This window comes from Pseudomonas sp. NY11955, assembly GCF_048068035.1.
Lineage (GTDB): Bacteria > Pseudomonadota > Gammaproteobacteria > Pseudomonadales > Pseudomonadaceae > Aquipseudomonas.
Genome location: NZ_JBLUPS010000018.1, coordinates 49,171 through 73,435, shown reverse-complemented (window position 1 = coordinate 73,435; position 24,265 = coordinate 49,171). Strand labels below are relative to the sequence as shown.

Here is a 24,265-nt window from a genome sequence, read left to right as displayed (position 1 = left end):
CGCTGCGCGGCCCCTGGATCGATCAGGCGCAAACGGAATCGGCCTTGGGCACCGCACGCAACTCCACCACCCGGGGTTGCAACAGCGCATACAGATCCTTCGGATCCTCCAGCACCGGTACCAGCCCGATGTCCTTGCCGATACCCAGCGCCTGCGCGGCATCCAGCACATAGCGCAGCGCCGAGTAGTCCTCCAAGGCAAACCCCACCGAGTCGAACAGTGTCACCTGTTCGGCGCTTTCACGCCCAATGGCTTCACCAGCGACCACCTGCCAGAACTCGGTCACCGGTGAATCTGCCGGCATTTGCTGGATCTCGCCTTCAACCCGGCTTTGCGGTTCGTACTCGACGATTACCCGGGCCCGCTCGACAATCGCCCGGTGCAGCTCGGTCTTGCCCGGGCAGTCACCGCCCACGGCGTTCAGGTGCATGCCCGGCTCGATCATCTCCGGGGTGAGGATGGTGGCGTAGGCCTTGTCGGCGGTTACGGTGGTGACGATATCGGCACCCCGCACCGCATTGGCCACGGAGCTCGCAATGGTCAGCTTGAGGCCGGGGCGGTTGGCCAGGTTGGCGACCAGCTTGGCCGAGGCGGCGGGGTCGATGTCGTACAGGCGGATTTCATCGATACCCAGCAGGGCGTTGAAGGCGATGGCCTGGAACTCGCTTTGCGACCCATTGCCGATCAGCGCCATGCTGCGGCTGTCTTCTCGCGCCAGGTAGCGGGCGGCCAGGGCCGAAGTGGCTGCCGTGCGGATGGCCGTGGTCAGGGTCATTTCGCTGAGCAGCAACGGTGCGCCGGTATCGACGCTGGCCAAGGCGCCGAAGGCCATCACCGTGGGCAGGCCATGGCGGGTGTTCTTCGGGTGGCCGTTGACGTATTTGAAGGCGTAGCGGCTGGCATCGGCGACCGGCATCAGTTCGATCACCCCGTCCGCAGAATGGTTGGCGACCCGGGCGCATTTGTCGAAGGCGGGCCAGCGCAGATAGTCCTGGCGGATGTACTCGGCCATTTCCAGCAGGCAGGTAGGCAGGCCTTTGCGGTTGACCAGGCGGGCCAGGTCTTGCACATCGATATAGCGGGTCATGAGGGGTCTCCCTGCGGCGACGCTTCCAGAGTGGGTGCTGGGTTCAGTGTGCGCTGGGCAGGGAGGGAATGCTGGCTGTAATGGGCCATGACGGCAGCCGCTCCGGTTGATTTGGCTAGCATGACAGCCGAATCGGCTTTCTGATCGGCGCCAACTTGTAGGAGCAGCCTTGTGCTGCGAAGAGGCCGGCAGGGCTAAAGATCATCTTCGGCTGCAATGGCCTCTTCGCAGCACAAGGCTGCTCCTACAGATTCCGCGCATGCCTTGACGGCTTGTGCTGTACCTGTGGGCGCCCGTCATCGCTCACGCAACCGCTTGTACAGCGTGGTGCGGCTGATCCCCAGCCGGCGTGCGACGGCCGACAGGTTGCCATTGGCCTGCTCAACCAGCATCAGCAGGTCAGCCTCTTCGGCCGCCACCGGCACCGGCACCTGCGATTCGGCCAGAAAACCCGCAGGCAAGTGTTCGATGCCGACCGGGCCATTGCCGGACAGGGCCAGCGCCACCTGCAGTACGCTCACCAGTTCACGCAGGTTTCCAGGCCAAGGATGTTGATCGAGCAGGTCGATAATGGCTGAAGGCAGCCGCGCAGGTTGCCCGGGTTCGCGGTAGCGGGCGTGCACCTGCTCGATCAACTGGCGCCGGTCACCGCGCTCGCGTAACGCTGGCAATACCACGGCCAGGCCGGCGATGCGGTAATACAAGTCTTGGCGAAAGCGCCCGGCGCGCACTTCTTCGGCCAGGTCGCGGTTGCTTGCCGATACCACGCGGACATCCACCGCCACCGGTTCGCCGCTGCCCAACGGCTGGATACTGCGCGATTGCAGCACGCGTAGCAGGCGGGCCTGGGTGGGCAATGGCATGTCGCCTATCTCGTCGAGAAACAGGATGCCGTGGTCGGCCTTGCGGATCAGCCCCGGGTTGCCCTTGTGGTGGGCGCCAGTAAACGCGCCTTTGTCGTAGCCGAACAGCTCCGACTCGACCAGCTCGGCCGGGATTGCCGCGCAATTGACGGCAACCAGCGGCTGGTTGGCGCGGCTGCTGGCCCGGTGCAAGGTGTCGACGAACACTTCCTTGCCTACGCCGGTTTCACCCTGCACCAACACCGGGATGTCTTTTTCCAGCAACAGGCTGGCCTGTTGCAGCGCTTTGTCCAGGCGTGGCTCGCCACTGCTGGCTGCGGAGCGGCGGGTGGTTTCGCGTGGGGGCTGCCACTGGCAATGGAAGCGGTTGCGTCCTGTGGCCTGCAGGGCGAATGGCTGTTGCTGGGGATGGCTGAGCAGTTGTTGCAGGGGTAGCTGGAACAGCTGCTCGATGTTCTGCCGCAGCGGGCTGCCACCGAGCAGGCTGTCTGCCCGGTGGTTGGCCGCCAGCACCTGCCCGCGCTCGTCGAACACCAGCAGGCCGGCCCAAGGGCTGTCGAGGTTGTCGGAGGCGCTGTTGAAGATCAGTTGCCCGTGCAAGTTGGCATGTTCGGCGAGGATCAGCCGGTTTTCCAGGCTCTGGCCCATCATGCGTACCAGGCCAAGCGTCTGGCTGGCCGGGAGGTAGCCGTCGCTCGCGACGTCGAGCACCCCGACCAGTTGCCGCGCGGCGTCGAACAAGGGGGCGGCGGCGCTGGACATGTAGCGGTTCTGGCGCAGGAAGTGCTCCTCCTGGCCGACGTGAACCGCCTCGGCGCAAAACAGTGCGGTGCCCAGGGCGTTGGTGCCCACGCCACGCTCGTGCCAATGGGCGCCAGCGCTGAAACCATGCTGCTGGGCCGGTTCGACGAAACGTCGAGAGCCCCAGCTATCGAGCAGGCAGCCGCTGGCATCGGCCAGCATCACCAGATAGCTGGCGTTGCCCAGCAGGTGCGCGTATTGCGGCAGCACTTCCTCGCGGGTCAGGCGCAAAAGGGCCTGGCGCCGCTCCAGCAGGGTGTTGAGCTCGGCGCGGGTCAGGCAGTCGAAGTCCGGCGCATGTTGCGGCTGCAGGCCGTGGTCGCGGCAGCGGGCCCAGGAAGCCTGAATCAGTTGGGTGTGGGCCGAAGCGGATGTGGCCATGGCCATGTCCTGTGTGGTTGTTGTTATGGGTCGACCGCAGTTCAGTGTTGTTCACGGGTGTTCATTGTCAAACCGGCAACTGTTCAGTTGTTCAGTGATTGTGTTCACTTGTGAACCCACAATGGACCCGTGCTGGCACCCAGGCCGCGAACCAGAGCCTCGGAGAATGATTGGCACGGAACTGGCTGTGCCCGGCAGACAATCATCACAACAAGGCCACGCCATGTCTCTGGTGCTGGAGCAGGTCAGCCGTAGCGTCGACAATCAGCCCTGGATCGTCGATGCCTCACTGCGTTTCGAGCCCGGTTCGTTCAACGTGCTGCTGGGCCGCACGCTGGCCGGCAAGACCAGCCTGATGCGCTTGATGGCCGGGCTCGACCGCCCGGACCGAGGGCGGGTGCTGATGGACGGCCAGGACGTCACCGGTGTGCCGGTACGTCAGCGCAATGTGTCGATGGTGTATCAGCAATTCATCAATTACCCAACCTTGAGCGTGTACGAAAATATCGCCTCGCCGCTGCGCCAGGCGCGCATGGCCGAGGACCAGATCCGCCGCCGGGTGCAGGAAACCGCCGAGATGCTGCGCATTGAAAGCTACCTGCAGCGCCTGCCGCTGGAGCTGTCCGGTGGCCAGCAGCAACGCACGGCGATGGCCAGGGCGTTGGTCAAGGATGCCTCGTTGATTCTGTTCGACGAACCCTTGGTCAACCTCGACTACAAGTTGCGCGAAGGCCTGCGCCAAGAGCTGCGCGAACTGTTCGCGGCGCGCCAATGCATTGCGGTATACGCCACCACCGAGCCCAACGAGGCGCTGGCATTGGGTGGCACCACCACCTTGGTGCACGAAGGCCGAATCGTGCAGAGCGGGCCCACCGCCGAGGTGTATCAGCGTCCAGGCAGTGTGCTGGCTGCCGAGCTGTTTTCCGAGCCACCGATCAACCTTGTGCCCGGCCGTATCCATGGCAACGAGGTGAGCCTGGCTCAGGCCGTGCACTTTGCCCGCAATGCTGACCTGCTGCCGCTGGCCGAAGGCGACTACCGCTTTGGCGTGCGTCCCAGTCATCTCACCCTGGTGCCGGCCCATGACGATGACCTGGAGCTGGCGGTGCTGGTAGAGCTGGCCGAGATCAGTGGTTCAGAAACCTTTCTGCACGTGCGCAACGAATACTGGCGCATGGTCCTGCACCTGCCAGGGGTGCATGAATACCAAGTGGACACGCCGATCCGCGTGTTCATCCCCACGCACAAGCTGTTCGTCTTCGACAGCGCCGGGCTGTTGGTGCAGGCCCCGGGGCTGCGCCAGGCAAGGAGAGGGTGATGGCCGAAATCCGCCTGCGCCAACTGGCGCACAGCTACAGCCGCCAGCCCGCCAGCGAGGCGGACTATGCCCTGCACGCACTGGAGCATGTGTGGGAGCAGGGCGGTGCCTATGCTTTGCTTGGGCCGTCGGGTTGCGGCAAGTCAACCTTGCTGAACATCATTTCCGGGCTGTTGACGCCCTCCCATGGCGAAGTCCTGTTCGACGGCAAACCGGTCAACCTGTTGTCGCCGCAAGCGCGCAACATTGCCCAGGTGTTCCAGTTCCCGGTGGTGTACGACACCATGACGGTGTTCGACAACTTGGCCTTCCCCCTTCGCAATCAGGGGCTGGATGAAGCCCGGGTGCGTGCCCGGGTGGAAGAAATTGCCGAGGTGCTCGACCTGGCGGGCGTGTTGCGCAAGAAAGCGCGCAACCTCAGTGCCGACGAAAAGCAGAAAGTCTCCATGGGGCGCGGCCTGGTGCGCGATGACGTGTCGGCGATCCTGTTCGACGAGCCGCTGACGGTGATCGATCCGCACCTGAAGTGGAAGCTGCGGCGCAAGCTCAAGCAGATCCATGAGCAGTTCAATATCACCATGATCTACGTCACCCACGACCAGCTGGAGGCCTCCACCTTCGCCGACAAGATCGCCGTGATGCACGGCGGGCGCATCGTCCAGTTCGGCACCCCGCGTGAGCTCTTCGAGCGGCCGCGGCATACGTTCGTCGGCTACTTCATTGGCAGCCCGGGGATGAACCTGATCGACGTGCGCGCCGAGGCGGACGGGGTGGTGTTCGGCGATATCCACCTGGCGTTGCCCGATGGCCTGCGCGAGCGCCTTGCTGCGACCTCGGGTGGGCGACTGCAGGTGGGCATCCGCCCGGAGTTCGTGCAGCTGTGGGACAGCCCGTTCGATGACGCCTACCCAGCACGTGTGCTGGATGTCGAAGACCTGGGCACCTACCGCATCGTCACCCTGGCGCTTGGGGGCGTCGCGCTCAAGGCGCGGTTGGGCGAAGACCGTCCGTTACCGGTGGACCAGGCTTGGGTCAGCCTGCCGGCGCAGTGGCTGATGCTGTACGTCGACGATGTGCTGCTGGAGGCGGGGCCATGAACAAGGTACCGAACAACAAGGCCTGGTGGCTGGTGCTACCGGTGTTCCTGCTGGTGGCGTTCAGTGCGGTGGTGCCGATGATGACGGTGGTCAACTATTCGGTGCAGGACATCTTCGACCAGTCCAACCGCTACTTCGTCGGCGCCGACTGGTACCGCCAGGTGCTGCGTGACCCGGCACTACACGATGCGCTGCTGCGCCAGTTCATCTATTCGGCCTGCGTGCTGCTGATCGAGATCCCGCTGGGCATCGGCATTGCCCTGACCATGCCGACCAAAGGGCGAATGGCCTCGGTGTGCTTGATCGTCATGGCTATCCCGTTGCTGATCCCGTGGAACGTGGTCGGTACCATCTGGCAGATTTTCGGCCGTGCCGATATCGGCCTGCTTGGTGCCACCTTGGCCAAGCTCGGCGTCAGCTACAACTACGCCGGCGACCCGTTCGACGCCTGGCTCACGGTATTGGTGATGGATGTGTGGCACTGGACCTCGCTGGTGGCATTGCTGTGCTATTCAGGGCTGCGGGCCATCCCCGACGTGTACTACCAGGCCGCACGCATCGACCGAGCCTCGGGCTGGGCGGTGTTCCGCCATATCCAGCTGCCCAAGCTGAAGAACGTGCTGCTGATCGCGGTGATGCTGCGCTTCATGGACAGTTTCATGATTTACACCGAGCCATTCGTGCTGACCGGCGGTGGGCCTGGCAACGCTACCACGTTCCTCAGCCAGACCCTCACGCGCATGGCCGTGGGGCAGTTCGACCTGGGCCCGGCGGCGGCGTTTTCGTTGGTGTATTTCCTGATCATCTTGCTGGTGTCGTGGTTGTTCTACACAGCCATGACCCATGCCGACAAGGACTAGCCCATGAGCGCGCGCAAATCGCTGGCCCTGCTGCTGTACTTCTTTTTCCTGCTGGTGCCGATCTACTGGTTGCTGAACATGTCGTTCAAGAGCAACACCGAGATCCTTGGCGGCCTGACGCTGTGGCCGCAGGCGTTCACCCTCGACAACTACCGGGTGATCTTCACCGATGCCAGCTGGTACAGCGGCTACATTAACTCGCTGTACTACGTGTGCCTGAACACGCTGATTTCGTTGCTGGTGGCGTTGCCGGCGGCCTATGCCTTCTCGCGCTACCGCTTTCTCGGCGACCGCCACCTGTTCTTCTGGTTGCTGACCAACCGCATGGCGCCACCGGCGGTGTTCCTGCTGCCGTTTTTCCAGTTGTACTCGTCGATCGGCCTGTTCGATACCCATATCGCCGTGGCCCTGGCCCACTGCCTGTTCAACGTGCCGCTGGCGGTGTGGATCCTGGAAGGATTCATGTCGGGCGTGCCAAAAGAAATCGACGAAACGGCCTACATCGACGGCTACAGCTTCCCGCGCTTCTTCGTGAAGATCTTCATTCCGCTGATTGGCTCTGGCATCGGTGTCACGGCGTTTTTCTGCTTCATGTTCTCATGGGTCGAACTGCTGCTGGCGCGCACCTTGACCTCGGTGAATGCCAAACCGATTGCCGCGGTGATGACCCGCACGGTGTCGGCATCTGGCATCGACTGGGGCGTGCTGGCGGCGGCGGGGGTATTGACCATTTTACCGGGCATGCTGGTGATCTGGTTCGTGCGCAATCATGTGGCCAAAGGCTTTGCCCTGGGCCGGGTGTAAGGAGGGCAATGCATGGAGTGGATGGCCTGGACCCTGCCGACAGCGCTGTTCTTCGCCGCGGTGGGCGTGCTGCTGCTGTGCATGACCCTGCTTGAGCTGCGCCGCCCCTGCGTGGAGCGTCGGGGCTTCCTGCCGCTGGTCACCAGCCGTGGTGACCACTTGTTCATCGGCCTGCTGGCCAGCGCCTACCTGCACTTGCTGGTGGTCGGCGTCAGCGACTGGCCATTGTGGGTAGCCTCGCTGTTGTCACTGGCGTGGCTGGTGGTGGTGCTGCGCTGGGGCTGAGCGAGCGGCCCTGTGGGATAACTGAAACGGGAGATCACAATGTTCGACAATAAACACAACAGGCGACATTTGACCCTGGCCGCGTTGCTGGTACTGGCCAGCGTGCAAGGCACGGCCTGGGCCGACCAGTACGAAGAGGCAGCAAAGAAATGGATTGGCAGCGAGTTCAAGCCTTCGACCCTTACCCCTGAACAGCAGTTGGCCGAATTGCAATGGTTCATCAAGGCCGCCGAGCCGTTTCGTGGGATGAAGATCAATGTGGTGTCGGAAACCATCACCACCCATGAATACGAGTCCAAGGTGCTGGCCAAGGCTTTCAGCGAAATTACCGGCATCCAGCTGACCCATGACCTGCTGCAGGAAGGCGACGTGGTGGAAAAGCTGCAGACCCAGATGCAATCGGACAAAAACATCTACGACGGCTGGGTCAACGACTCCGATCTGATCGGTACGCACTTTCGCTACGGCAAGGTGGAATCGATCACCGACCTGATGGCCAACGAGGGCAAGGACTACACCTCGCCAACCCTCGACCTGAAGGATTTCATCGGCATTTCCTTCACCACCGCCCCTGATGGCAAGGTTTACCAGCTGCCCGACCAGCAGTTCGCCAACCTGTACTGGTTCCGCGCCGACTGGTTCGAACGGCCTGAGCTGAAAGCCAAGTTCAAGGAGAAGTACGGCTACGAGCTGGGTGTGCCAGTGAATTGGTCGGCCTACGAGGACATTGCCAAGTTCTTCACCGAAGACGTCAAGGAGATCGACGGCAAGCGTGTTTACGGGCATATGGACTACGGCAAGAAAGACCCATCGCTGGGCTGGCGCTTCACCGATGCCTGGTTCTCCATGGCCGGCGGCGGCGACAAGGGGTTGCCCAACGGTTTGCCGGTGGATGAATGGGGCATTCGCGTGGAGGATTGCCATCCGGTGGGGTCCAGCGTGACGCGTGGGGGCGACACCAACGGGCCGGCCGCTGTCTATGCCACGCAGAAGTATGTGGATTGGATGCGTGCCTACGCGCCCAAGGAAGCCCAGGGCATGACCTTCTCCGAGGCCGGCCCGGTGCCGGCGCAGGGCAACATCGCCCAGCAGATCTTCTGGTACACCGCGTTCACCGCCGACATGACCAAGCCGGGTTTGCCGGTGGTGAATGCCGACGGCACGCCGAAATGGCGCATGGCGCCCTCGCCGAAGGGGCCGTACTGGGAGGAGGGGATGAAACTGGGCTACCAGGACACTGGCTCGTGGACGTTCTTCAAGTCCACCCCCGAGAAGCAGCGCCTGGCGGCGTGGCTGTATGCCCAGTTCGTCACCTCCAAGACCGTGTCGCTGAAAAAGACCATCGTCGGCCTGACGCCGATTCGTGAGTCGGATATCAACTCCCAGGCCATGACCGAGTTGGCGCCCAAACTTGGTGGGTTGGTGGAGTTTTATCGCAGCCCGGCGCGGGTGCAGTGGACGCCGACCGGCACCAACGTGCCGGACTATCCGCGCTTGGCGCAGTTGTGGTGGAGCCATATTGCCGAAGTGGCCAGTGGCGAGAAGACGCCGCAGCAAGCGCTGGATGGCCTGGCCCGCGACCAGGATCGAATGATGGAACGGTTGCAGCGTTCCAATGCCCAGGCGACCTGTGCTCCGAAACTGAACCCTGAGAAGGATGCCCAGTACTGGTTCGACCAACCGGGTGCGCCAAAACCCAAGCTGGCCAACGAAAAGCCCAAAGGCGAGACGGTCAGCTACAACGAACTGCTGAAGTCATGGGAGGCGGCGAGGAAGTGATCGGCTGAAAAGCGTGGTGCGCTCTTCGCGGGCTTGCCCGCTCCCACAGGTACTGCGCCGCCCTCAAGGGGGGGTGGGATTTCTGTGGGAGCGGGCAAGCCCGCGAAGAGGCCGGTAACGCCATTGCATTAACCACAGGCAAAAAAACGGCACCTGCCAGAGGTGCCGTTCTCATTTTACGCTGTGTTACTTATGCAGCTCTTCCGCTGCATACAGCGTGTTCTCCAGCAGGCACGCCCGGGTCATCGGCCCGACGCCACCCGGCACCGGCGTGATCCAGCCAGCGCGCGGCAGGGCGGTCTCGTAGACCACGTCGCCAACCAGCTTGCCGTCGTCCTGACGGTTGATACCCACGTCGATGACGATGGCGCCTTCCTTGACCCACTCACCCTTGACCAAGCCCGGCTTGCCGGCGGCCACGACCACCAGGTCGGCACGCCCGACATGGCCGGCCAGGTCCTTGGTGAAACGGTGGCAGACGGTCACGGTGCAGCCGGCCAGCAGCAGCTCCATGGCCATCGGGCGGCCAACGATGTTGGACGCGCCGACGATCACTGCGTTCATGCCGTACAGGTCCTGACCGGTGCTTTCCAGCAGGGTCATGATGCCTTTCGGCGTGCAGGGGCGCAGCAGCGGAATACGCTGGGCCAGGCGGCCGATGTTGTAGGGGTGGAAGCCGTCCACGTCCTTGTCCGGGCGAATGCGCTCGAGCAACAGCGAGGCGTCCAGGTGCGCCGGCAGCGGCAGCTGCAGCAGGATGCCGTCGACGGCTGGGTCGTCATTGAGGCGGTCGATCAGCTCGGTCAGGGCGTGTTGCGTGGTCTCGCTGGGCAGGTCGAATGCCTGCGAAATGAAACCGACCTCTTCGCAGTCCTTGCGCTTGTGCGAGACATAGACTTGGGAGGCGGGGTCGGTGCCGACCAGGATCACCGCCAGGCCCGGCGTACGCAGGCCTTGCTGGCGACGCTCCACGACACGTTGAGCGATCTGCTGGCGCAGGCTGGCGGCGATCGCCTTGCCATCGATTAGGTGTGCAGTCATAGACGCGTGATTAACCATCGAGAAGGAAACATTAAAGAGCGCGCATTCTCGCACGACATGGGCCAAGGGCAAAGGCGGGTGGTCGGGCAAATCCCCTAAGCCCTTAAATAATTTAAATTTTTTTGAAAAAGGTGTTGACGACTTTCGGGGTCGCCTATAAGATTCGCCGCACTTGTCGGGCACAGCCTAGCACTGGTTGGCTAAGTCGGGCAGAATGAGTGGTTTAGCAGTTACCTGTTAACGTCTCGTTCGGTTAGGCTTCAAGCTTAAGCGCCCGTAGCTCAGCTGGATAGAGCATCCGCCTTCTAAGCGGATGGTCGCAGGTTCGAGTCCTGCCGGGTGCGCCATTAGGCAGCTTTGGCAAGCAAGTAGGCTGTAATGCAATATGGTGGGCGTAGCTCAGTTGGTAGAGCGCCGGATTGTGATTCCGGTTGTCGTGGGTTCGATTCCCATCGTCCACCCCATATTCTTCAAAGGCGCCTCGATAGCATCTGGCGCCTTTGTTTTAAGCGTTACGCGGACGTGGTGAAATTGGTAGACACACTGGATTTAGGTTCCAGCGGCGCAAGCTGTAAGAGTTCGAGTCTCTTCGTCCGCACCATGCTTCTGTAAGGTTGTACCGCAACACCGCAATATGGTGGGCGTAGCTCAGTTGGTAGAGCGCTGGATTGTGATTCCAGTTGTCGTGGGTTCGATTCCCATCGTCCACCCCATATTCTTGAAAGGCGCCTTGATCGTGAGATCGGGCGCCTTTTTGTTTTGGGTTCTGCGTGGCTGTGGTTGTATGCCTTGGGGGCTTCGGTGCCTGTGAGATCGAGCGCCGCCCGCGCGGCGCATCGCGAGCGAAGCTCGCTCCTACATTTGTTTCGGGCCAGTATCGCCTGTGGCAGTCGCGCGCGACCGCCTTGTTCGTACGCCGCGATATCGAGGCGGGCACCAAGGGGACGCGCGCCCTTGCCACAGGCATAATTGGCCCGAAACAAATGTAGGAGCGAGCTTCGCTCGCGATGCGCCGCGCGGGCGGCGCTCGATCTCACAGGCGCCGAAAATGCCCTGGCAAGCCCCTTCCAGCCAAATCGCATTCTCCCCCTTGCAATCCTCTGGTGGCGCCCCAATAAAAGCTGTTAGATTTCAGCCGGTTGAAACACCGGCCCGTTTGGCCGGCAGAGGAACACCACGATGATTGCAAAAGAAGCCCGCCAGGCCCTGGCACTGCAGCGCTTTGCCGAAGCCAATCCGCAGTTGCTCGAGGAGATTCGCGAGCTGGATGCGCGTGAGCAGGCCCAGCAGATCGAGTGGGCGTTCGAGGATGCAGCCGACGAGCAGGGTATTCAGCCCTGGGAGCTGGCGCTGCAGTTGATCGCCGAAAGCCCGGAGCAGTTGCAGGCCATGCGCCTGGAAACGCACCGTGAGGTAGCCGAGGCGCTGGGGCTGGAGTGGGAGGAGTACTGTCAGTTCAACGAAATCGATCCTGAATAAAAGGAAGCGAATTCGCCGCTGGCAGTTGTTTGACAAGTTATTTCGGCTGCAGGGCGCCTCGGGCGTCGTGCGGCCCTTATTGAAGCGGGCTCGGCGGTGTGCCGTGCGGGCCTTGAAAGTTAATCGACCGGCGTTGTTTCCCGTCGTCCCGTGTGGGGTGACTTCTGCTGCGTGACTCACTAGAATGTTTGCCCTTGATTCTGGAGTCGGGCTAACGCCGGCTAACGTCTGTGCAACGAGGAATATCCATGCAAGTTTCTGTTGAAAACACTTCCGCTCTCGAGCGCCGCATGACCATCGCCGTTCCGGCCGAGCGCGTCGAGAACGAAGTCAACAAGCGTCTGCAGCAGACTGCCAAGCGCGCCAAGATCGCGGGCTTCCGTCCTGGCAAAGTGCCGATGAACGTGATCCGTCAGCGTTTTGAAGCTGATGCCCGTCAAGAAGCTTTCGGTGACCTGGTCCAGGCTTCCTTCTACGAAGCCATCGTCGAGCAAAAGCTGAACCCGGCGGGTGCTCCTGCCGTAGAGCCAAAGTCCTTCGAAAAGGGCAAGGACCTGGAATTCGTCGCCATCTTCGAAGTGTTCCCAGAGTTCACCGTTGCCGGCCTCGAGTCGATCAACGTCGAGCGCCTGAGCGCCGAAGTGGCTGACAGCGACCTGGACAAGATGCTGGAAGTACTGCGCAAGCAGAACACCCGCTTCGAGGCCGTCGAGCGCGCTGCGCAGAACGACGACCAGGTCAACATCGATTTCGTCGGCAAGGTCGACGGTGAAGTGTTTGCCGGTGGTTCGGCCAAAGGCACCCAGCTGGTACTGGGTTCCGGCCGCATGATCCCTGGCTTCGAAGACGGTCTGGTTGGCGCCAAGGCGGGTGAAGAGCGCGTTGTCAACGTGACCTTCCCAGAGGACTACCAGAACCTGGACCTGGCGGGCAAAGCTGCCGAGTTCACCATCACCGTCAACAGCGTGTCGGCACCTGTGCTGCCAGAGCTGAACGAAGAATTCTTCGCCCAGTTCGGCATCAAGGAATCGACCCTGGAAGGTTTCCGCGCCGAAGTTCGCAAGAACATGGAGCGTGAGCTGCGTCAGGCGATCAAGACCAAGGTGAAGAACCAGGTCATGGACGGTCTGCTGGCCGCCAACCCGATCGAAGTGCCGAAAGCCCTGCTGGAAAACGAAGTCAACCGTCTGCGCGTGCAGGCTGTTCAGCAGTTCGGTGGCAACATCAAGCCTGAGCAACTGCCGGTCGAGCTGTTCGAAGAGCAAGCCAAGCGCCGCGTAGTGCTGGGCCTGATCGTGGCCGAAGTGGTCAAGCAGTTCGAACTGAAGCCGGACGACGCCAAGGTTCGCGAAATGATCGAAGAAATGGCTTCGGCTTACCAAGAGCCTGAGCAGGTCATCGCCTGGTACTACAAGAACGACCAGCAACTGAACGAAGTGCGTTCGGTTGTGCTGGAAGAGCAAGTTGTAGATACTGTTCTGCAGAAAGCGACTGTGACCGACAAGTCGGTCTCGTACGAAGATGCCGTTAAGCCAGCTGAGGCTCCTGCCGCTGCTGAGTAACGGGATTCACTCGTAGGAAACCCCCACAAGCCAGCCTTCGAGCTGGCTTGTGCGTTATCAAGCCATGACTATTTGGGAGTGAGCGCAGGACATGTCCCGCAATTCTTATATTCAGCAGAGCTCTGACATCCAGGCCGCAGGCGGTCTGGTCCCGATGGTTATCGAGCAGTCCGCCCGTGGCGAACGCGCTTACGACATCTACTCGCGCCTGTTGAAGGAGCGAGTGATCTTCCTGGTTGGCCCGGTAGAGGACTACATGGCCAACCTCGTCGTTGCGCAACTGCTGTTCCTTGAAGCGGAAAACCCGGACAAGGATATCCATCTGTACATCAACTCGCCGGGCGGTTCCGTTACTGCTGGCATGTCCATCTACGACACCATGCAGTTCATCAAGCCGGACGTCTCGACCATCTGCATTGGCCAAGCCTGCAGCATGGGCGCCTTCCTGCTGGCGGCAGGTGCCAAGGGCAAGCGTCACTGTCTGCCGAACTCGCGCGTGATGATTCACCAGCCGCTGGGCGGCTTCCAGGGTCAGGCCACCGATATCGAGATCCACGCCCAGGAAATCCTCAATATCAAGGCCCGTCTGAACGAGCTGCTGGCCTACCACACCGGCCAGGACCTCGAGACCATCAAGCGTGACACCGAGCGTGACAACTTCATGAGCGCCTCGCGCGCTGCCGAGTACGGCCTGATCGACTCGGTCTACGACAAGCGGCAACTGGCCTCCTGAACCGGGGTGCCAGAGCAGGTAGGCGCGGAAAGCGCCTACCTGCGGACTTGAAAAAGCCCGCAATTGCCTTCATCTTGTGTTGCAAGCCTACCGGATTGGATCGATCGAATGACTGACACCCGTAACGGCGAGGACAGCGGCAAATTGCTCTATTGCTCCTTCTGCGGCAAAAGCCAGCACGAAGTGCGCAAATTGATTGCCGGGCCCTCGGTATTTATCTGCGACGAGTGCGTCGACCTGTGCAATGACATCATCCGTGAGGAGGTGCAGGAAGCCCAGGCCGAAAGCAGCGCGCACAAATTGCCTTCGCCGAAAGAAATCAGCGGCATCCTGGACCAGTATGTCATTGGTCAGGAGCGCGCGAAGAAGGTACTGGCCGTAGCGGTATACAACCACTACAAGCGCCTGAACCAGCGTGACAAGAAGGGTGACGAAGTCGAGCTGGGCAAGAGCAACATCCTGCTCATCGGGCCGACCGGCTCGGGCAAGACCCTGCTCGCCGAAACCTTGGCACGCCTGCTGAACGTACCGTTCACCATTGCTGACGCCACCACCCTGACCGAAGCCGGTTATGTGGGTGAGGACGTCGAGAACATCATCCAGAAGCTGTTGCAGAAGTGCGACTACGACGTGGAAAAGGCCCAGATGGGCATTGTCTACATCGACGAAATCGACAAGATCTCGCGCAAGTCGGACAACCCGTCCATCACCCGTGACGTTTCGGGCGAGGGCGTGCAGCAGGCACTGCTGAAGCTGATCGAAGGCACCGTGGCTTCGGTTCCGCCGCAAGGTGGCCGTAAGCACCCGCAACAGGAATTCCTGCAGGTCGATACCCGCAATATCCTGTTCATTTGCGGTGGCGCGTTCTCGGGCCTGGAAAAGGTCATCCAGAATCGCTCCACCAAGGGTGGCATCGGTTTTGGCGCCGAAGTGCGCAGCAAGGAAGAGGGCAAGAAGGTTGGCGAGTCCCTGCGTGAGGTCGAGCCGGACGATCTGGTCAAATTTGGCCTGATTCCGGAGTTCGTCGGCCGTCTGCCGGTTCTGGCGACCCTCGATGAGCTGGACGAGGCGGCGTTGATGCAGATCCTCACCGAGCCGAAGAATGCCCTGACCAAGCAGTATGCCAAGCTGTTCGAGATGGAAAGCGTCGACCTCGAGTTCCGCAGCGATGCGCTCAAGGCCGTAGCGCGCAAAGCTTTGGAGCGCAAAACCGGCGCCCGTGGCCTGCGTTCCATCCTCGAAGGCGTGCTGCTCGACACCATGTATGAGATTCCTTCGAAGAAGGAGGTCAGCAAGGTGGTGATCGACGAGAGCGTCATCGAAGGCACCTCGCAGCCGCTGATGATCTACGAAAACAGCGAGCCGCAAGCCAAGGCCGCGCCAGACGCCTGATTCAGGCAATGGCCGGTTCACGGTTGCAAGCGAGAAGGGGGCCTACGGGCCCCTTTCTGCTTTTACTGCGCAAGCGCTTGTATTTTCCCAGGCGTGCCCCCACATTAGGTCCAAGCATCATTTCCACCGGTTTCCGGCCATAAGGCCGCTGTAGAGGCGAAATCATGAAGACCACCCTCGACTTGCCTCTTTTGCCATTGCGCGATGTCGTTGTTTACCCGCACATGGTTATCCCGCTGTTCGTGGGGCGCGAAAAGTCCATCGAAGCCCTCGAGGCCGCGATGACGGGCGAAAAGCAGATCCTCCTGCTGGCCCAGAAGAATCCAGCCGACGACGACCCGGGTGAAGACGCCCTGTACCGCGTCGGCACCGTTGCCACCGTGCTGCAACTGCTGAAGCTGCCTGACGGCACCGTGAAGGTGCTGGTCGAGGGCGAGCAGCGCGGCGCCGTAGAGCGCTTCACCGAAGTAGAAGGGCACATCCGTGCCGAAGTTTCCCTGATCGACGAAACCGATGCCGCCGAGCGCGAGTCGGAAGTGTTCGTGCGCACGCTGCTGTCGCAGTTCGAGCAGTACGTTCAGCTGGGCAAGAAAGTCCCTGCCGAAGTGCTGTCTTCGCTGAACAGCATCGAAGAGCCCGGGCGCCTGGTCGACACCATGGCCGCGCACATGGCCCTGAAGATCGAGCAGAAACAAGAAATTCTCGAAATCGTCGACCTGACCACCCGTGTCGAGCACGTCCTGGCGTTGCTGGATGCCGAAATCGACCTGCTGCAGGTCGAAAAGCGCATTCGTGGCCGGGTCAAGAAGCAGATGGAGCGCAGCCAGCGCGAGTACTACCTGAATGAGCAGATGAAGGCCATTCAGAAAGAGCTTGGCGATGGCGACGAAGGCCACAACGAAGTCGAAGAGCTGAAAAAGCGTATCGAAGCCGCTGGCCTGCCCAAAGATGCCCTGACCAAGGCCCAGGCGGAGCTGAACAAGCTCAAGCAGATGTCGCCGATGTCGGCCGAGGCCACCGTGGTGCGTTCGTACCTCGACTGGCTGGTGCAGGTGCCGTGGAAAGCTCAGAGCAAGGTGCGCCTGGACCTGACCAAGGCCGAGGAAATCCTCGATGCCGACCACTATGGCCTGGAAGAGGTCAAGGAACGCATCCTCGAGTACCTCGCCGTACAGAAGCGCGTCAAGAAAATCCGCGGCCCGGTGCTGTGCCTGGTCGGCCCACCCGGTGTCGGCAAGACCTCGCTGGCCGAGTCGATCGCTGCCGCCACCAACCGCAAGTTCGTGCGCATGGCCTTGGGTGGTGTGCGCGACGAGGCCGAGATTCGTGGCCACCGCCGTACTTATATCGGCTCCATGCCGGGCCGTCTGATCCAGAAGATGACCAAGGTGGGCGTGCGCAACCCGCTGTTCCTGCTCGACGAAATCGACAAGATGGGCAGCGACATGCGCGGCGACCCGGCTTCGGCGCTGCTTGAAGTGCTCGACCCGGAGCAGAACCATAACTTCAACGACCACTACCTGGAGGTTGACTACGACCTCTCGGACGTGATGTTCCTGTGCACCTCGAACTCGATGAACATCCCGCCGGCGCTGCTGGACCGGATGGAAGTCATCCGCCTGCCGGGCTACACCGAGGACGAGAAAATCAACATCGCGGTCAAGTACCTGGTGCCCAAGCAGGTCAAGGCCAACGGCTTGAAGAAGGAAGAGCTGGAAGTCGATGTGTCGGCGATTCGCGACATCATCCGCTACTACACCCGCGAAGCCGGTGTCCGGGGCCTGGAGCGGCAAATTGCCAAGGTCTGCCGCAAGGTGGTCAAGGAACATACCGGGCAGAAGCAGGTCAAGGTCAAGGTGGCCAGCGAGCAGCTGGAGCATTTGCTGGGCGTGCGCAAGTTCCGCTACGGCCTGGCCGAGCAGCAGGACCAGATCGGCCAGGTGACCGGCCTGGCCTGGACGCAGGTGGGCGGCGAACTGCTGACCATCGAGGCTGTGGTCATCCCTGGCAAGGGCCAGCTGATCAAGACCGGCTCGCTGGGCGACGTCATGGTCGAGTCGATCACCGCCGCGCAGACCGTGGTGCGCAGCCGCGCCCGCAGCCTGGGGATTGCCGCCGATTTCCACGAGAAGCATGACGTGCACATCCACATGCCTGAAGGGGCCACGCCGAAGGACGGCCCAAGTGCCGGTATCGGCATGTGCACCGCGCTGGTGTCGGCGCTGACGCAGATTCCGGTGCGTGCCGATGTGGCCATGACCGGCGAAATCACCCTGCGTGGCCAGGTGCTGGCCATTGGCGGGCTGAAGGAAAAACTGCTGGCGGCACACCGTGGCGGGATCAAGACGGTGATCATTCCCGAGGAGAATGTTCGCGATCTGAAGGAGATTCCGGAAAATATCAAACAGGATCTTCAGATCAAACCGGTCAAATGGATTGACGAAGTCCTGCAAATTGCGCTGCAATACGCCCCGGAGCCCTTGCCAGATGTGGCTCCGGAGATTGTCGCGAAAGATGAAAAGCGCGACGGCGATGCTAAGGAAAGAATCAGCACGCATTAGTAGTTTTTGGCTGGGGGGCTTTCCTTGACAGTTTTTTCGGGGCCTTGCTATAAAGCGGCACGCTATTGTCAACAGGCCACCCAGCGCACGTTTCATAAGCTTTTCATTACATACTTAGAAACAAACTCAATAGAGAAATAAGGGGACTTAGAGTGAACAAGTCGGAACTGATTGACGCTATCGCCGCATCTGCTGACATCCCGAAAGCTGTAGCCGGCCGTGCGCTGGACGCAGTCATCGAATCCGTCACCGGCGCCCTGAAGCAAGGTGACGATGTGGTACTGGTTGGCTTCGGTACCTTCTCGGTCAAGGAGCGCGCCGAGCGCACCGGCCGCAACCCGCAAACCGGCAAGGCGATCAAGATCGAAGCCGCCAAGGTTCCAGGTTTCAAGGCAGGCAAAGGCCTGAAAGACGCCGTCAACTAAGTCGTCTTTCAGCCGGACCCGGCCTGGCCTGGTCCGAGCACGGTGATGGCGGGGCGCAAACGTTCCCGCCTGACACGTTTGCTAAGAAAAGGCGCATCCTCGGATGCGCCTTTCTTTTATCAGGATTCTACCCACGCTCCGCGGTTGTCGACGCAGTGGTACAGCCGTTTCTGGGGGACGCATGCTGCAAAATATCAGGGACAATTCACAAGGTTGGATTGCCAAGACCATCATCGGCCTTATCGTCGTGTTGATGGCGTTGACCGGCTTTGAAGCCATTTTCCAGGCCGCCACTCATAGCCAGGACGCCGCCAAGGTGAACGGCCAGACCATCAGCCAGAACGAGCTGAGCCAGGCGGCCGACATGCAGCGCCGTCAGCTGATGCAACAGTTGGGCAAGGATTTCGACCCGGCGCTGCTGGATGACAAACTGCTGCGTGAAGAGGCCCTCAAGGGCTTGATCAGCCGCAAGCTGCTGCTGCAAGGCGCCGAGGATGCCAAGTTCGCCTTCTCCGAGGCCGCGCTTGATCAGGTAATCCTGCAAACGCCAGAGTTCCAGGTGGACGGCAAGTTCAGTGCCGACCGTTTCGACCAGGTCATCCGCCAGATGGGCTACGGCCGCATGCAGTTCCGCGACATGCTCGCCGAGGAAATGCTCATCGGCCAGCTGCGCACCGGCCTGGCCGGCAGCAGCTTCGTCACCGACCAGCAGGTTGATGCCTTTGCCCGCCTCGAGAAGCAGACCCGCGACTTCGCCTCCCTGACCTTCAAGGCCGACCCGGCCGCGGTCAAGGTCAGCGACGAAGAGGTCAAGGCGCACTACGAGCAGCACGCCAAGGAATTCATGTCGCCTGACCAGGTGGTGATCGACTACATCGAGCTGAAAAAGTCGGCGTTCTTCGACCAGGTCAACGTGACCGACGAAGAGCTCAAGGCCCAGTACGAGAAGGAAATCGCCAACCTCGCCGAGCAGCGCCATGCCGCGCACATCCTCATCGAGGTCAACGACAAAACCACCGACGCACAGGCCAAGGCCCGCGCCGAGGAGATCGAGCAACGCCTGGCCAAGGGCGAAGACTTTGCCGCACTGGCCAAGGAGTTCTCCCAGGACCCTGGCTCTGCCAGCAATGGTGGTGACCTTGGCTTTGCCGGCCCAGGGGTATACGACCCGGCCTTCGAAGAGGCGCTGTACAAGCTGCAGGATGGCCAGGTATCGGCCCCGGTGCGTAGCGAGTTTGGCTACCACCTGATCAAGCTGCTGGGCGTGCAGGCGCCAGAAGTGCCGAGCTTTGCCAGCCTGAAGGACAAGCTGACCCGCGACCTGAAGATTCCGTTGGTCGAGCAGCGTTATGTGGACGCCAGCAAGCAGCTGCAGGATGCGGCCTACGAGGCTTCCGACCTGGCCCAGCCGGCCCAGGACCTGAACCTCAAGGTGCACACCTCCGCCGCCTTCGGCCGCGAGGGTGGTGAAGGCATCACTGCCAACCGTTCGGTGGTTCAGGCTGCGTTCTCCGAAGAAGTGCTGGATGAAGGTGCCAACAGCACCGCCATCGAGCTCGACCCGGAAACCACTGTGGTGCTGCGCGTCAAGGAGCATCGCAAGCCAGAGCAACTGCCGCTGGACGCCGTGGCCAAGAACATCAGCGAGCACCTGGCCAAAGAGAAGGCGACTGCCGAACTCAAGGCCAAGGCGGACAAGCTGATTGCCGGCCTGCGTGACGGTTCCATCGCAGCAGGCAGCGTGCACGAAGGCCAAGGCTGGAAAGCCTACGAAGCAGTCACCCGTGGTGAGGACGGCATCGATCCGGCCGAACTGCAGGCGCTGTTCCGCCTGGGCAAGCCGCAAGCCAAGGACAAGCCGGTGTATGGCAGCGTAGTGCTGCGTGACGGTAGCCTGGTGGTGCTGCAGCTCAAAGGCGTCAACGAAGGCGCCACCGCCACCGACGAAGAGAAGCAGCAAATTCGCCGCTACCTTGCGTCGCGCGCTGGCCAGCAGGACTTTGCCGCTTACCGCAAGCAACTGGAAGCCAACGCGGACATCACCCGTTACTAAGCTGAACGTTGCATGACAAACAGGCCGCCTTGCGCGGCCTGTTTCATTTCTGTCGCCCGGCCTCTTCGCGGGCAAGCCCGCTCCCACAGGTACAGCACCGGTCTTGAAGCCAGTGCCGTATCTGTGGGAGCGGGCTTGCCCGCGAAGAGGCCAGTGCAGGTAGCACTGGGCCTAGCGCTTCACCCCTTCATAGTTATCCAGCGTATCCCGTGCAATCTCCCGCCCCAGGGCGATCAGTTCCGGCGCCTTGTAGAACTCGAAAAACCGGCATACTCGCTTGGGCACGTTGATCAGCACATCCGGCGGGTAGCCGGCGATCTTGTATTGCGCCAGCGAAGTCTGCATGACCTCGAAGCTTTGGTTGATCAGGTCCAGCAGCGAAGCGGGCCCCACGTTGTCGATGATGAACGAGCCAGTCGCGGATTTCGGTGCGCCCTCGCGCTCTGGTGCTGCCGCGGGTTGCTGGGCTTCCGGGTCGGCGGCATCGGAAAGCCATGGGCTGGGCGGTGCCAACCCCTCGGCGACGATTTCCTGCTCGATACGGATCAGCTCTTCCGCGGGCTTGCGCCGGAACGGCAAGCGTGAGCCCAGCGAGCTCAACAGGGCATCAAAGCGCATCTTGAACGCCGCTGGGCGTTCGATTACCGGCAACTGGTAGTGCTTCTGGTTGGTGGCGTTGAGGTTGACCGCAATGATCAGGTCGCAGTGGCTGGACACTACTGGCACGATTGGCAGCGGGTTGAGGATACCGCCGTCGACCAGCATGCGATTGCCTTGCATCACCGGCGTGAACAGGCTGGGTATGGCTGCCGAGGCGCGCATGGCCTGATGCAGGCAGCCCTCCTGGAACCAGATTTCCTGCTGGTTGGTGAGGTCGGTTGCCACCGCTGTGTAAGGGATGCGTAGCTGCTCGATGTTGATTTCACCGACGATCTTGCGGATCTGTCCGAATACCTTGTCGCCGCGAATTGCGCCAAGGCGGAAGCTGACGTCGACCAGGCGCAATACATCCAGGTAATCCAGGCTTTCGATCCAGTTGCGGTAGTCGTCCAGTTTGCCTGCGGCGTAGATGCCGCCAATCACCGCCCCCATTGAGCAGCCGGCGATGCAGGCGATGTCGTAGCCGCGGCGCTCGATTTCCTCGATCACGCCGATGTGTGCATACCCCCGGGCTCCGCCCGATCCCAGAACCAGCGCCACGCGTTTACTCATGAATTTTCCCCGGCCAGTGCCACCATGGTCCTACAATGCACCCATCGCTGCCTGTGCTTCAATGTAGACCGCGCTGAGCTACTGTAATAAAGCTGGCCGGACCAAGCTGGCCCGTCACGGCACTTTTAAGCTGCCGGGGCGTCGAATAGCCACCGATTTTTCCATTGAGGTATTACTGATGAAAGCCTGGATCTGCCTTCCACTGATTGCCCTGGCCCTTGTCGGCTGCGCGGGCAAGACGGCCTACCGTGACAGCTGCGCAACCCAGCTGGATGCCGCTTGGAAGGAGCTGGACCTGGCCAAGGCTGAAGGCTTCGCCGGTGCCGTGAGTTACTCCAAGGCCTTGTCGCTGTTGACCGGGGCGAAGACCCAGCAGCAGTTCGAAGGCTACGAAAGCTGTACCCGCAAAGCCGAAAAAGCGCGCTTCTACATTCGTGAGTCGCGCGCTGGGCGCTGATCAAGGAGCGTCGTATGTCTGCCATGCTCGATCATGTCGTAGCCCAGATGCTCGCCTTGCAGGTGCGTCTGCTGGCCTGCCGCGAACGCCTGGCTGCCAATACCGACAGCGAGGCCTTGCACGACCTGCGCATCACCGTGCGGCGCCTGCGCAGTTTGCTGAGGCCGTTACGTGGGCTGCCTGGTGTGGAGCAACTGGAAGATGCCGCCAGCTCGCTGGGTACCTTGACCACGCCCCTGCGTGATCGTGAGGTGCTGGCGGCCGAACTGATCGGGCGCGGTCATCCCGCAGCGGGGCAGCGGCGCCTGGACGGGCGTGACAGGACCTTCGCCAGTGTCGCCGCCAGTCCACAGCTGGCAAGGGTGCTGGCGATTGTCGATGCGTTTCCGCTGTTTCTGCGGGCGGCGGGCCGTGAAGGGTTGGCCAAGTCGCTGGACAAACGCATCGACAAGCGCCTGGTCAAGCAGTGGCGCAGCTTGAACGAAGCACTGCAAGACCCGGCACACGATCGCCACCGCCTGCGATTGCTGATCAAGCGTGCGCGCTATGGTGATGAGGCCTATCCACAGCTCAACCATGCAGGCAAGAAGCTGCAGCGCTTGTTGAAGCAGGCACAGGGTGACCTGGGCGATTGGCACGACCGCCTGCAATGGCTGCTGCAAGCACGTGACCATGCCGACCTGGCCCCCTGCAAGGTCGATTGGGAGCAGGAGCTGCATGCAGCAGAGCGCCAGTCGGATGTGACGCTGGATGCGCTGCAAAAGGCGCTGTCGCGGCATCAGCCCGAAAAATGACCGAAATGCGGGCTGATTGCCTGAGGTTTGCTGGCTAGGATGGGCAGACCTTTTTCGCCGCAGGCAGGAGCCGGCCAATGAATTTCAACCAATTGCTCGACGCCGTACGGGCCCAACCGGATTCCGTCAGTATCCCGCCCAGTTGGGCCCAGGGCCGTGCTGCCTTTGGCGGGCTGATGGCGGCCATGGTCTATGAAACCATGCGCCTGAAACTCTGCGACAGCCGCCCGGTACGCTCGCTGGCCATCAGCTTTGTGGCACCCGCGGCCGCAGATGTGCCCATTCGCTTCGAGGCGGAGGTACTGCGCGAAGGCAAGGCGGTCAGCACCTTGCTGGGCCGCGCCGTTCAGGATGGTCAGGTGGTGACCCTGGTGCAAGGCAATTTCGGTGCGGGCCGGCCGTCGGTGGTCGAAGTGCCAGCAGTGCCGGCGATGGACATGCCGGCACTTGACGACGCAGCGCCCGAATTGCCTTACATCAAAGGCGTAACCCCGGAGTTCATGCGGCATGTGGCCTTGCGCTGGGCAGTGGGCGGGTTGCCCTTCAGTGGCAATCAGTCGCGCAAGATGGGCGGCTGGGTGCGTTTGCGGGATGTGGCTGAAGAGCAGGTCAACGAGGCACACTTGCTGGCGTTGGTGGACGCCTGGCCGCCGAGCCTGATGCCATTTCTCAAGCAGCCCGCCGCAGGCAGTACGCTGACCTGGACCATCGAATTCATCCAGCCTATGGCGAAGCTGTCGACGTTGGACTGGTGCCGGTATTGCGTGGAAACCGAGCATGCGCGGGATGGCTATGGGCATGCTGCTGCGGCGTTGTGGACGGCAGAGGGTGAACTGCTGGCCCTGAGCCGCCAGACCGTCACCGTTTTCGCCTAGAAGCAGCGCGGTTGCCTCAGTGGCGGTGTTTATGCCGCTCTCGCCAGGCTTTCCACCAGCCCCCGCTCAGCACGAAGCGTGGAAAGGTGATGAACTGCTCGGTCAATAGGCGTTGCACGGCATCCTGGCGGTTGGCGAACGGTTCGGGCTGTTCGGCCTCCAGCCGATGGCCTTGGCGTTGCAGGCCCAGGCCTGCGATCAAGGCAATCACACCCACCGCGATCTGGCCCAGGTCGAAGCCGAACAGACCGGACAGCACCAGCAGCGCCCCTAGGATGAACAACGGCACGGCAATCAGGTGCAGCACCAGGTTGGCCGGGTGGCGGTGGTTATGGTGGTAGCCGCGCCATTGCCAGGCGGGCAGGTTGGGCAGGCGTTTGCTCATGGGCATTTCCTCTCGGACATG

21 protein-coding genes and 4 tRNA genes are annotated in these 24,265 nt (G+C 61.6%); 20 read left to right on the top strand and 5 right to left on the bottom strand.

Annotated features, from left to right (window positions below; all coding sequences use genetic code 11):
* Window positions 1–22: 22 nt before the first annotated feature.
* Both ACNFBR_RS25410 and ACNFBR_RS25405 read right to left on the bottom strand, forming a co-directional pair.
* Window positions 23–1,087, bottom strand: coding sequence for an ornithine cyclodeaminase (locus ACNFBR_RS25410; RefSeq protein WP_416737279.1), 1,065 nt, complete (start codon window positions 1,085–1,087; stop codon window positions 23–25).
* A gap of 296 nt (window positions 1,088–1,383) precedes the next feature.
* A complete protein-coding gene (locus ACNFBR_RS25405) occupies window positions 1,384–3,132 on the bottom strand; it encodes a sigma-54-dependent Fis family transcriptional regulator (protein WP_416737278.1) in 1,749 nt (582 codons plus the stop codon).
* 223 nt (window positions 3,133–3,355) lie between these two features.
* Between ACNFBR_RS25405 and ACNFBR_RS25400 the strand changes: the two genes are divergently transcribed.
* The 6 genes from ACNFBR_RS25400 to ACNFBR_RS25375 are packed head-to-tail and all read left to right on the top strand — an operon-like array spanning window position 3,356 to window position 9,275.
* Window positions 3,356–4,450, top strand: coding sequence for an ABC transporter ATP-binding protein (locus ACNFBR_RS25400; protein WP_416737277.1), 1,095 nt, complete (start codon window positions 3,356–3,358; stop codon window positions 4,448–4,450).
* The gene (locus tag ACNFBR_RS25395; RefSeq protein WP_416737276.1) at window positions 4,450–5,547 is read left to right on the top strand and encodes an ABC transporter ATP-binding protein; all 1,098 of its coding nucleotides are present in this window, start codon (window positions 4,450–4,452) and stop codon (window positions 5,545–5,547) included. The genes ACNFBR_RS25400 and ACNFBR_RS25395 overlap by 1 nt, the downstream gene beginning before the upstream one ends.
* On the top strand, window positions 5,544–6,407 hold the full coding sequence (locus ACNFBR_RS25390; protein ID WP_016714776.1) for a carbohydrate ABC transporter permease: 864 nt from the start codon (window positions 5,544–5,546) through the stop codon (window positions 6,405–6,407). Before ACNFBR_RS25395 ends, ACNFBR_RS25390 begins: the two co-directional genes overlap by 4 nt.
* 3 nt (window positions 6,408–6,410) lie before the next feature.
* Window positions 6,411–7,211, top strand: coding sequence for a carbohydrate ABC transporter permease (locus ACNFBR_RS25385; RefSeq protein ID WP_416737275.1), 801 nt, complete (start codon window positions 6,411–6,413; stop codon window positions 7,209–7,211).
* Window positions 7,212–7,223: 12 nt separating this feature from the next.
* Window positions 7,224–7,496: a DUF2160 domain-containing protein gene (locus ACNFBR_RS25380; RefSeq protein ID WP_416737274.1), complete on the top strand. Its 273-nt coding sequence runs from the start codon at window positions 7,224–7,226 to the stop codon at window positions 7,494–7,496.
* 39 nt (window positions 7,497–7,535) lie between these two features.
* Window positions 7,536–9,275: a carbohydrate ABC transporter substrate-binding protein gene (locus tag ACNFBR_RS25375; RefSeq protein WP_416737273.1), complete on the top strand. Its 1,740-nt coding sequence runs from the start codon at window positions 7,536–7,538 to the stop codon at window positions 9,273–9,275.
* A 186-nt stretch (window positions 9,276–9,461) separates the two neighbouring features.
* Here ACNFBR_RS25375 and folD read toward each other — a convergent pair whose 3' ends face one another.
* A complete protein-coding gene (gene folD, locus ACNFBR_RS25370; protein WP_416737272.1) occupies window positions 9,462–10,316 on the bottom strand; it encodes a bifunctional methylenetetrahydrofolate dehydrogenase/methenyltetrahydrofolate cyclohydrolase FolD in 855 nt (284 codons plus the stop codon).
* Between the two features lie 270 nt (window positions 10,317–10,586).
* On the opposite strand from folD, the gene ACNFBR_RS25365 reads away from it, so the two are divergent.
* From ACNFBR_RS25365 to ACNFBR_RS25315, 11 genes are all read left to right on the top strand, one after another.
* Window positions 10,587–10,663, top strand: a tRNA-Arg gene (locus ACNFBR_RS25365).
* A gap of 41 nt (window positions 10,664–10,704) precedes the next feature.
* Window positions 10,705–10,780, top strand: a tRNA-His gene (locus ACNFBR_RS25360).
* A gap of 52 nt (window positions 10,781–10,832) precedes the next feature.
* Window positions 10,833–10,917: transfer RNA gene (locus ACNFBR_RS25355), tRNA-Leu, on the top strand.
* Window positions 10,918–10,953: 36 nt separating this feature from the next.
* A tRNA-His gene (locus tag ACNFBR_RS25350) sits at window positions 10,954–11,029 on the top strand.
* Window positions 11,030–11,495: 466 nt separating this feature from the next.
* Complete coding sequence (locus ACNFBR_RS25345; protein ID WP_416737271.1) at window positions 11,496–11,795, top strand: DUF6388 family protein; 300 nt, start codon at window positions 11,496–11,498, stop codon at window positions 11,793–11,795.
* A 248-nt stretch (window positions 11,796–12,043) separates the two neighbouring features.
* Complete coding sequence (tig, locus tag ACNFBR_RS25340) at window positions 12,044–13,357, top strand: trigger factor (protein ID WP_416737270.1); 1,314 nt, start codon at window positions 12,044–12,046, stop codon at window positions 13,355–13,357.
* Between the two features lie 91 nt (window positions 13,358–13,448).
* Window positions 13,449–14,090, top strand: a complete 642-nt coding sequence (clpP, locus tag ACNFBR_RS25335) for an ATP-dependent Clp endopeptidase proteolytic subunit ClpP (RefSeq protein ID WP_003259400.1) — start codon at window positions 13,449–13,451, stop codon at window positions 14,088–14,090.
* Window positions 14,091–14,198: 108 nt separating this feature from the next.
* Entirely contained in the window at window positions 14,199–15,482 is a 1,284-nt protein-coding gene (gene clpX, locus ACNFBR_RS25330) for an ATP-dependent Clp protease ATP-binding subunit ClpX (protein WP_012271563.1), read from the top strand.
* Window positions 15,483–15,646: 164 nt separating this feature from the next.
* Window positions 15,647–18,043, top strand: coding sequence for an endopeptidase La (lon, locus tag ACNFBR_RS25325; protein WP_416737269.1), 2,397 nt, complete (start codon window positions 15,647–15,649; stop codon window positions 18,041–18,043).
* Between the two features lie 152 nt (window positions 18,044–18,195).
* The gene (hupB, locus tag ACNFBR_RS25320) at window positions 18,196–18,468 is read left to right on the top strand and encodes a nucleoid-associated protein HU-beta (protein WP_003250246.1); all 273 of its coding nucleotides are present in this window, start codon (window positions 18,196–18,198) and stop codon (window positions 18,466–18,468) included.
* 181 nt (window positions 18,469–18,649) lie between these two features.
* Entirely contained in the window at window positions 18,650–20,521 is a 1,872-nt protein-coding gene (locus tag ACNFBR_RS25315; protein WP_416737268.1) for a SurA N-terminal domain-containing protein, read from the top strand.
* A gap of 171 nt (window positions 20,522–20,692) precedes the next feature.
* On the opposite strand, the gene ACNFBR_RS25310 is transcribed toward ACNFBR_RS25315, so the two are convergent.
* Window positions 20,693–21,733, bottom strand: a complete 1,041-nt coding sequence (locus ACNFBR_RS25310) for a patatin-like phospholipase family protein (protein WP_416737267.1) — start codon at window positions 21,731–21,733, stop codon at window positions 20,693–20,695.
* A 178-nt stretch (window positions 21,734–21,911) separates the two neighbouring features.
* Between ACNFBR_RS25310 and ACNFBR_RS25305 the strand changes: the two genes are divergently transcribed.
* The 3 genes from ACNFBR_RS25305 to ACNFBR_RS25295 all read left to right on the top strand — a co-directional run bounded on the left by ACNFBR_RS25305 (window position 21,912) and on the right by ACNFBR_RS25295 (window position 23,859).
* Window positions 21,912–22,190: a hypothetical protein gene (locus ACNFBR_RS25305; RefSeq protein WP_252458301.1), complete on the top strand. Its 279-nt coding sequence runs from the start codon at window positions 21,912–21,914 to the stop codon at window positions 22,188–22,190.
* 14 nt (window positions 22,191–22,204) lie between these two features.
* Complete coding sequence (locus ACNFBR_RS25300; RefSeq protein WP_416737266.1) at window positions 22,205–22,984, top strand: CHAD domain-containing protein; 780 nt, start codon at window positions 22,205–22,207, stop codon at window positions 22,982–22,984.
* A 77-nt stretch (window positions 22,985–23,061) separates the two neighbouring features.
* The gene (locus tag ACNFBR_RS25295) at window positions 23,062–23,859 is read left to right on the top strand and encodes an acyl-CoA thioesterase (RefSeq protein ID WP_416737265.1); all 798 of its coding nucleotides are present in this window, start codon (window positions 23,062–23,064) and stop codon (window positions 23,857–23,859) included.
* A 16-nt stretch (window positions 23,860–23,875) separates the two neighbouring features.
* On the opposite strand, the gene ACNFBR_RS25290 is transcribed toward ACNFBR_RS25295, so the two are convergent.
* Window positions 23,876–24,244, bottom strand: a complete 369-nt coding sequence (locus ACNFBR_RS25290; RefSeq protein ID WP_416737264.1) for an Mpo1-like protein — start codon at window positions 24,242–24,244, stop codon at window positions 23,876–23,878.
* Between the last annotated feature and the right edge of the window lie 21 nt (window positions 24,245–24,265).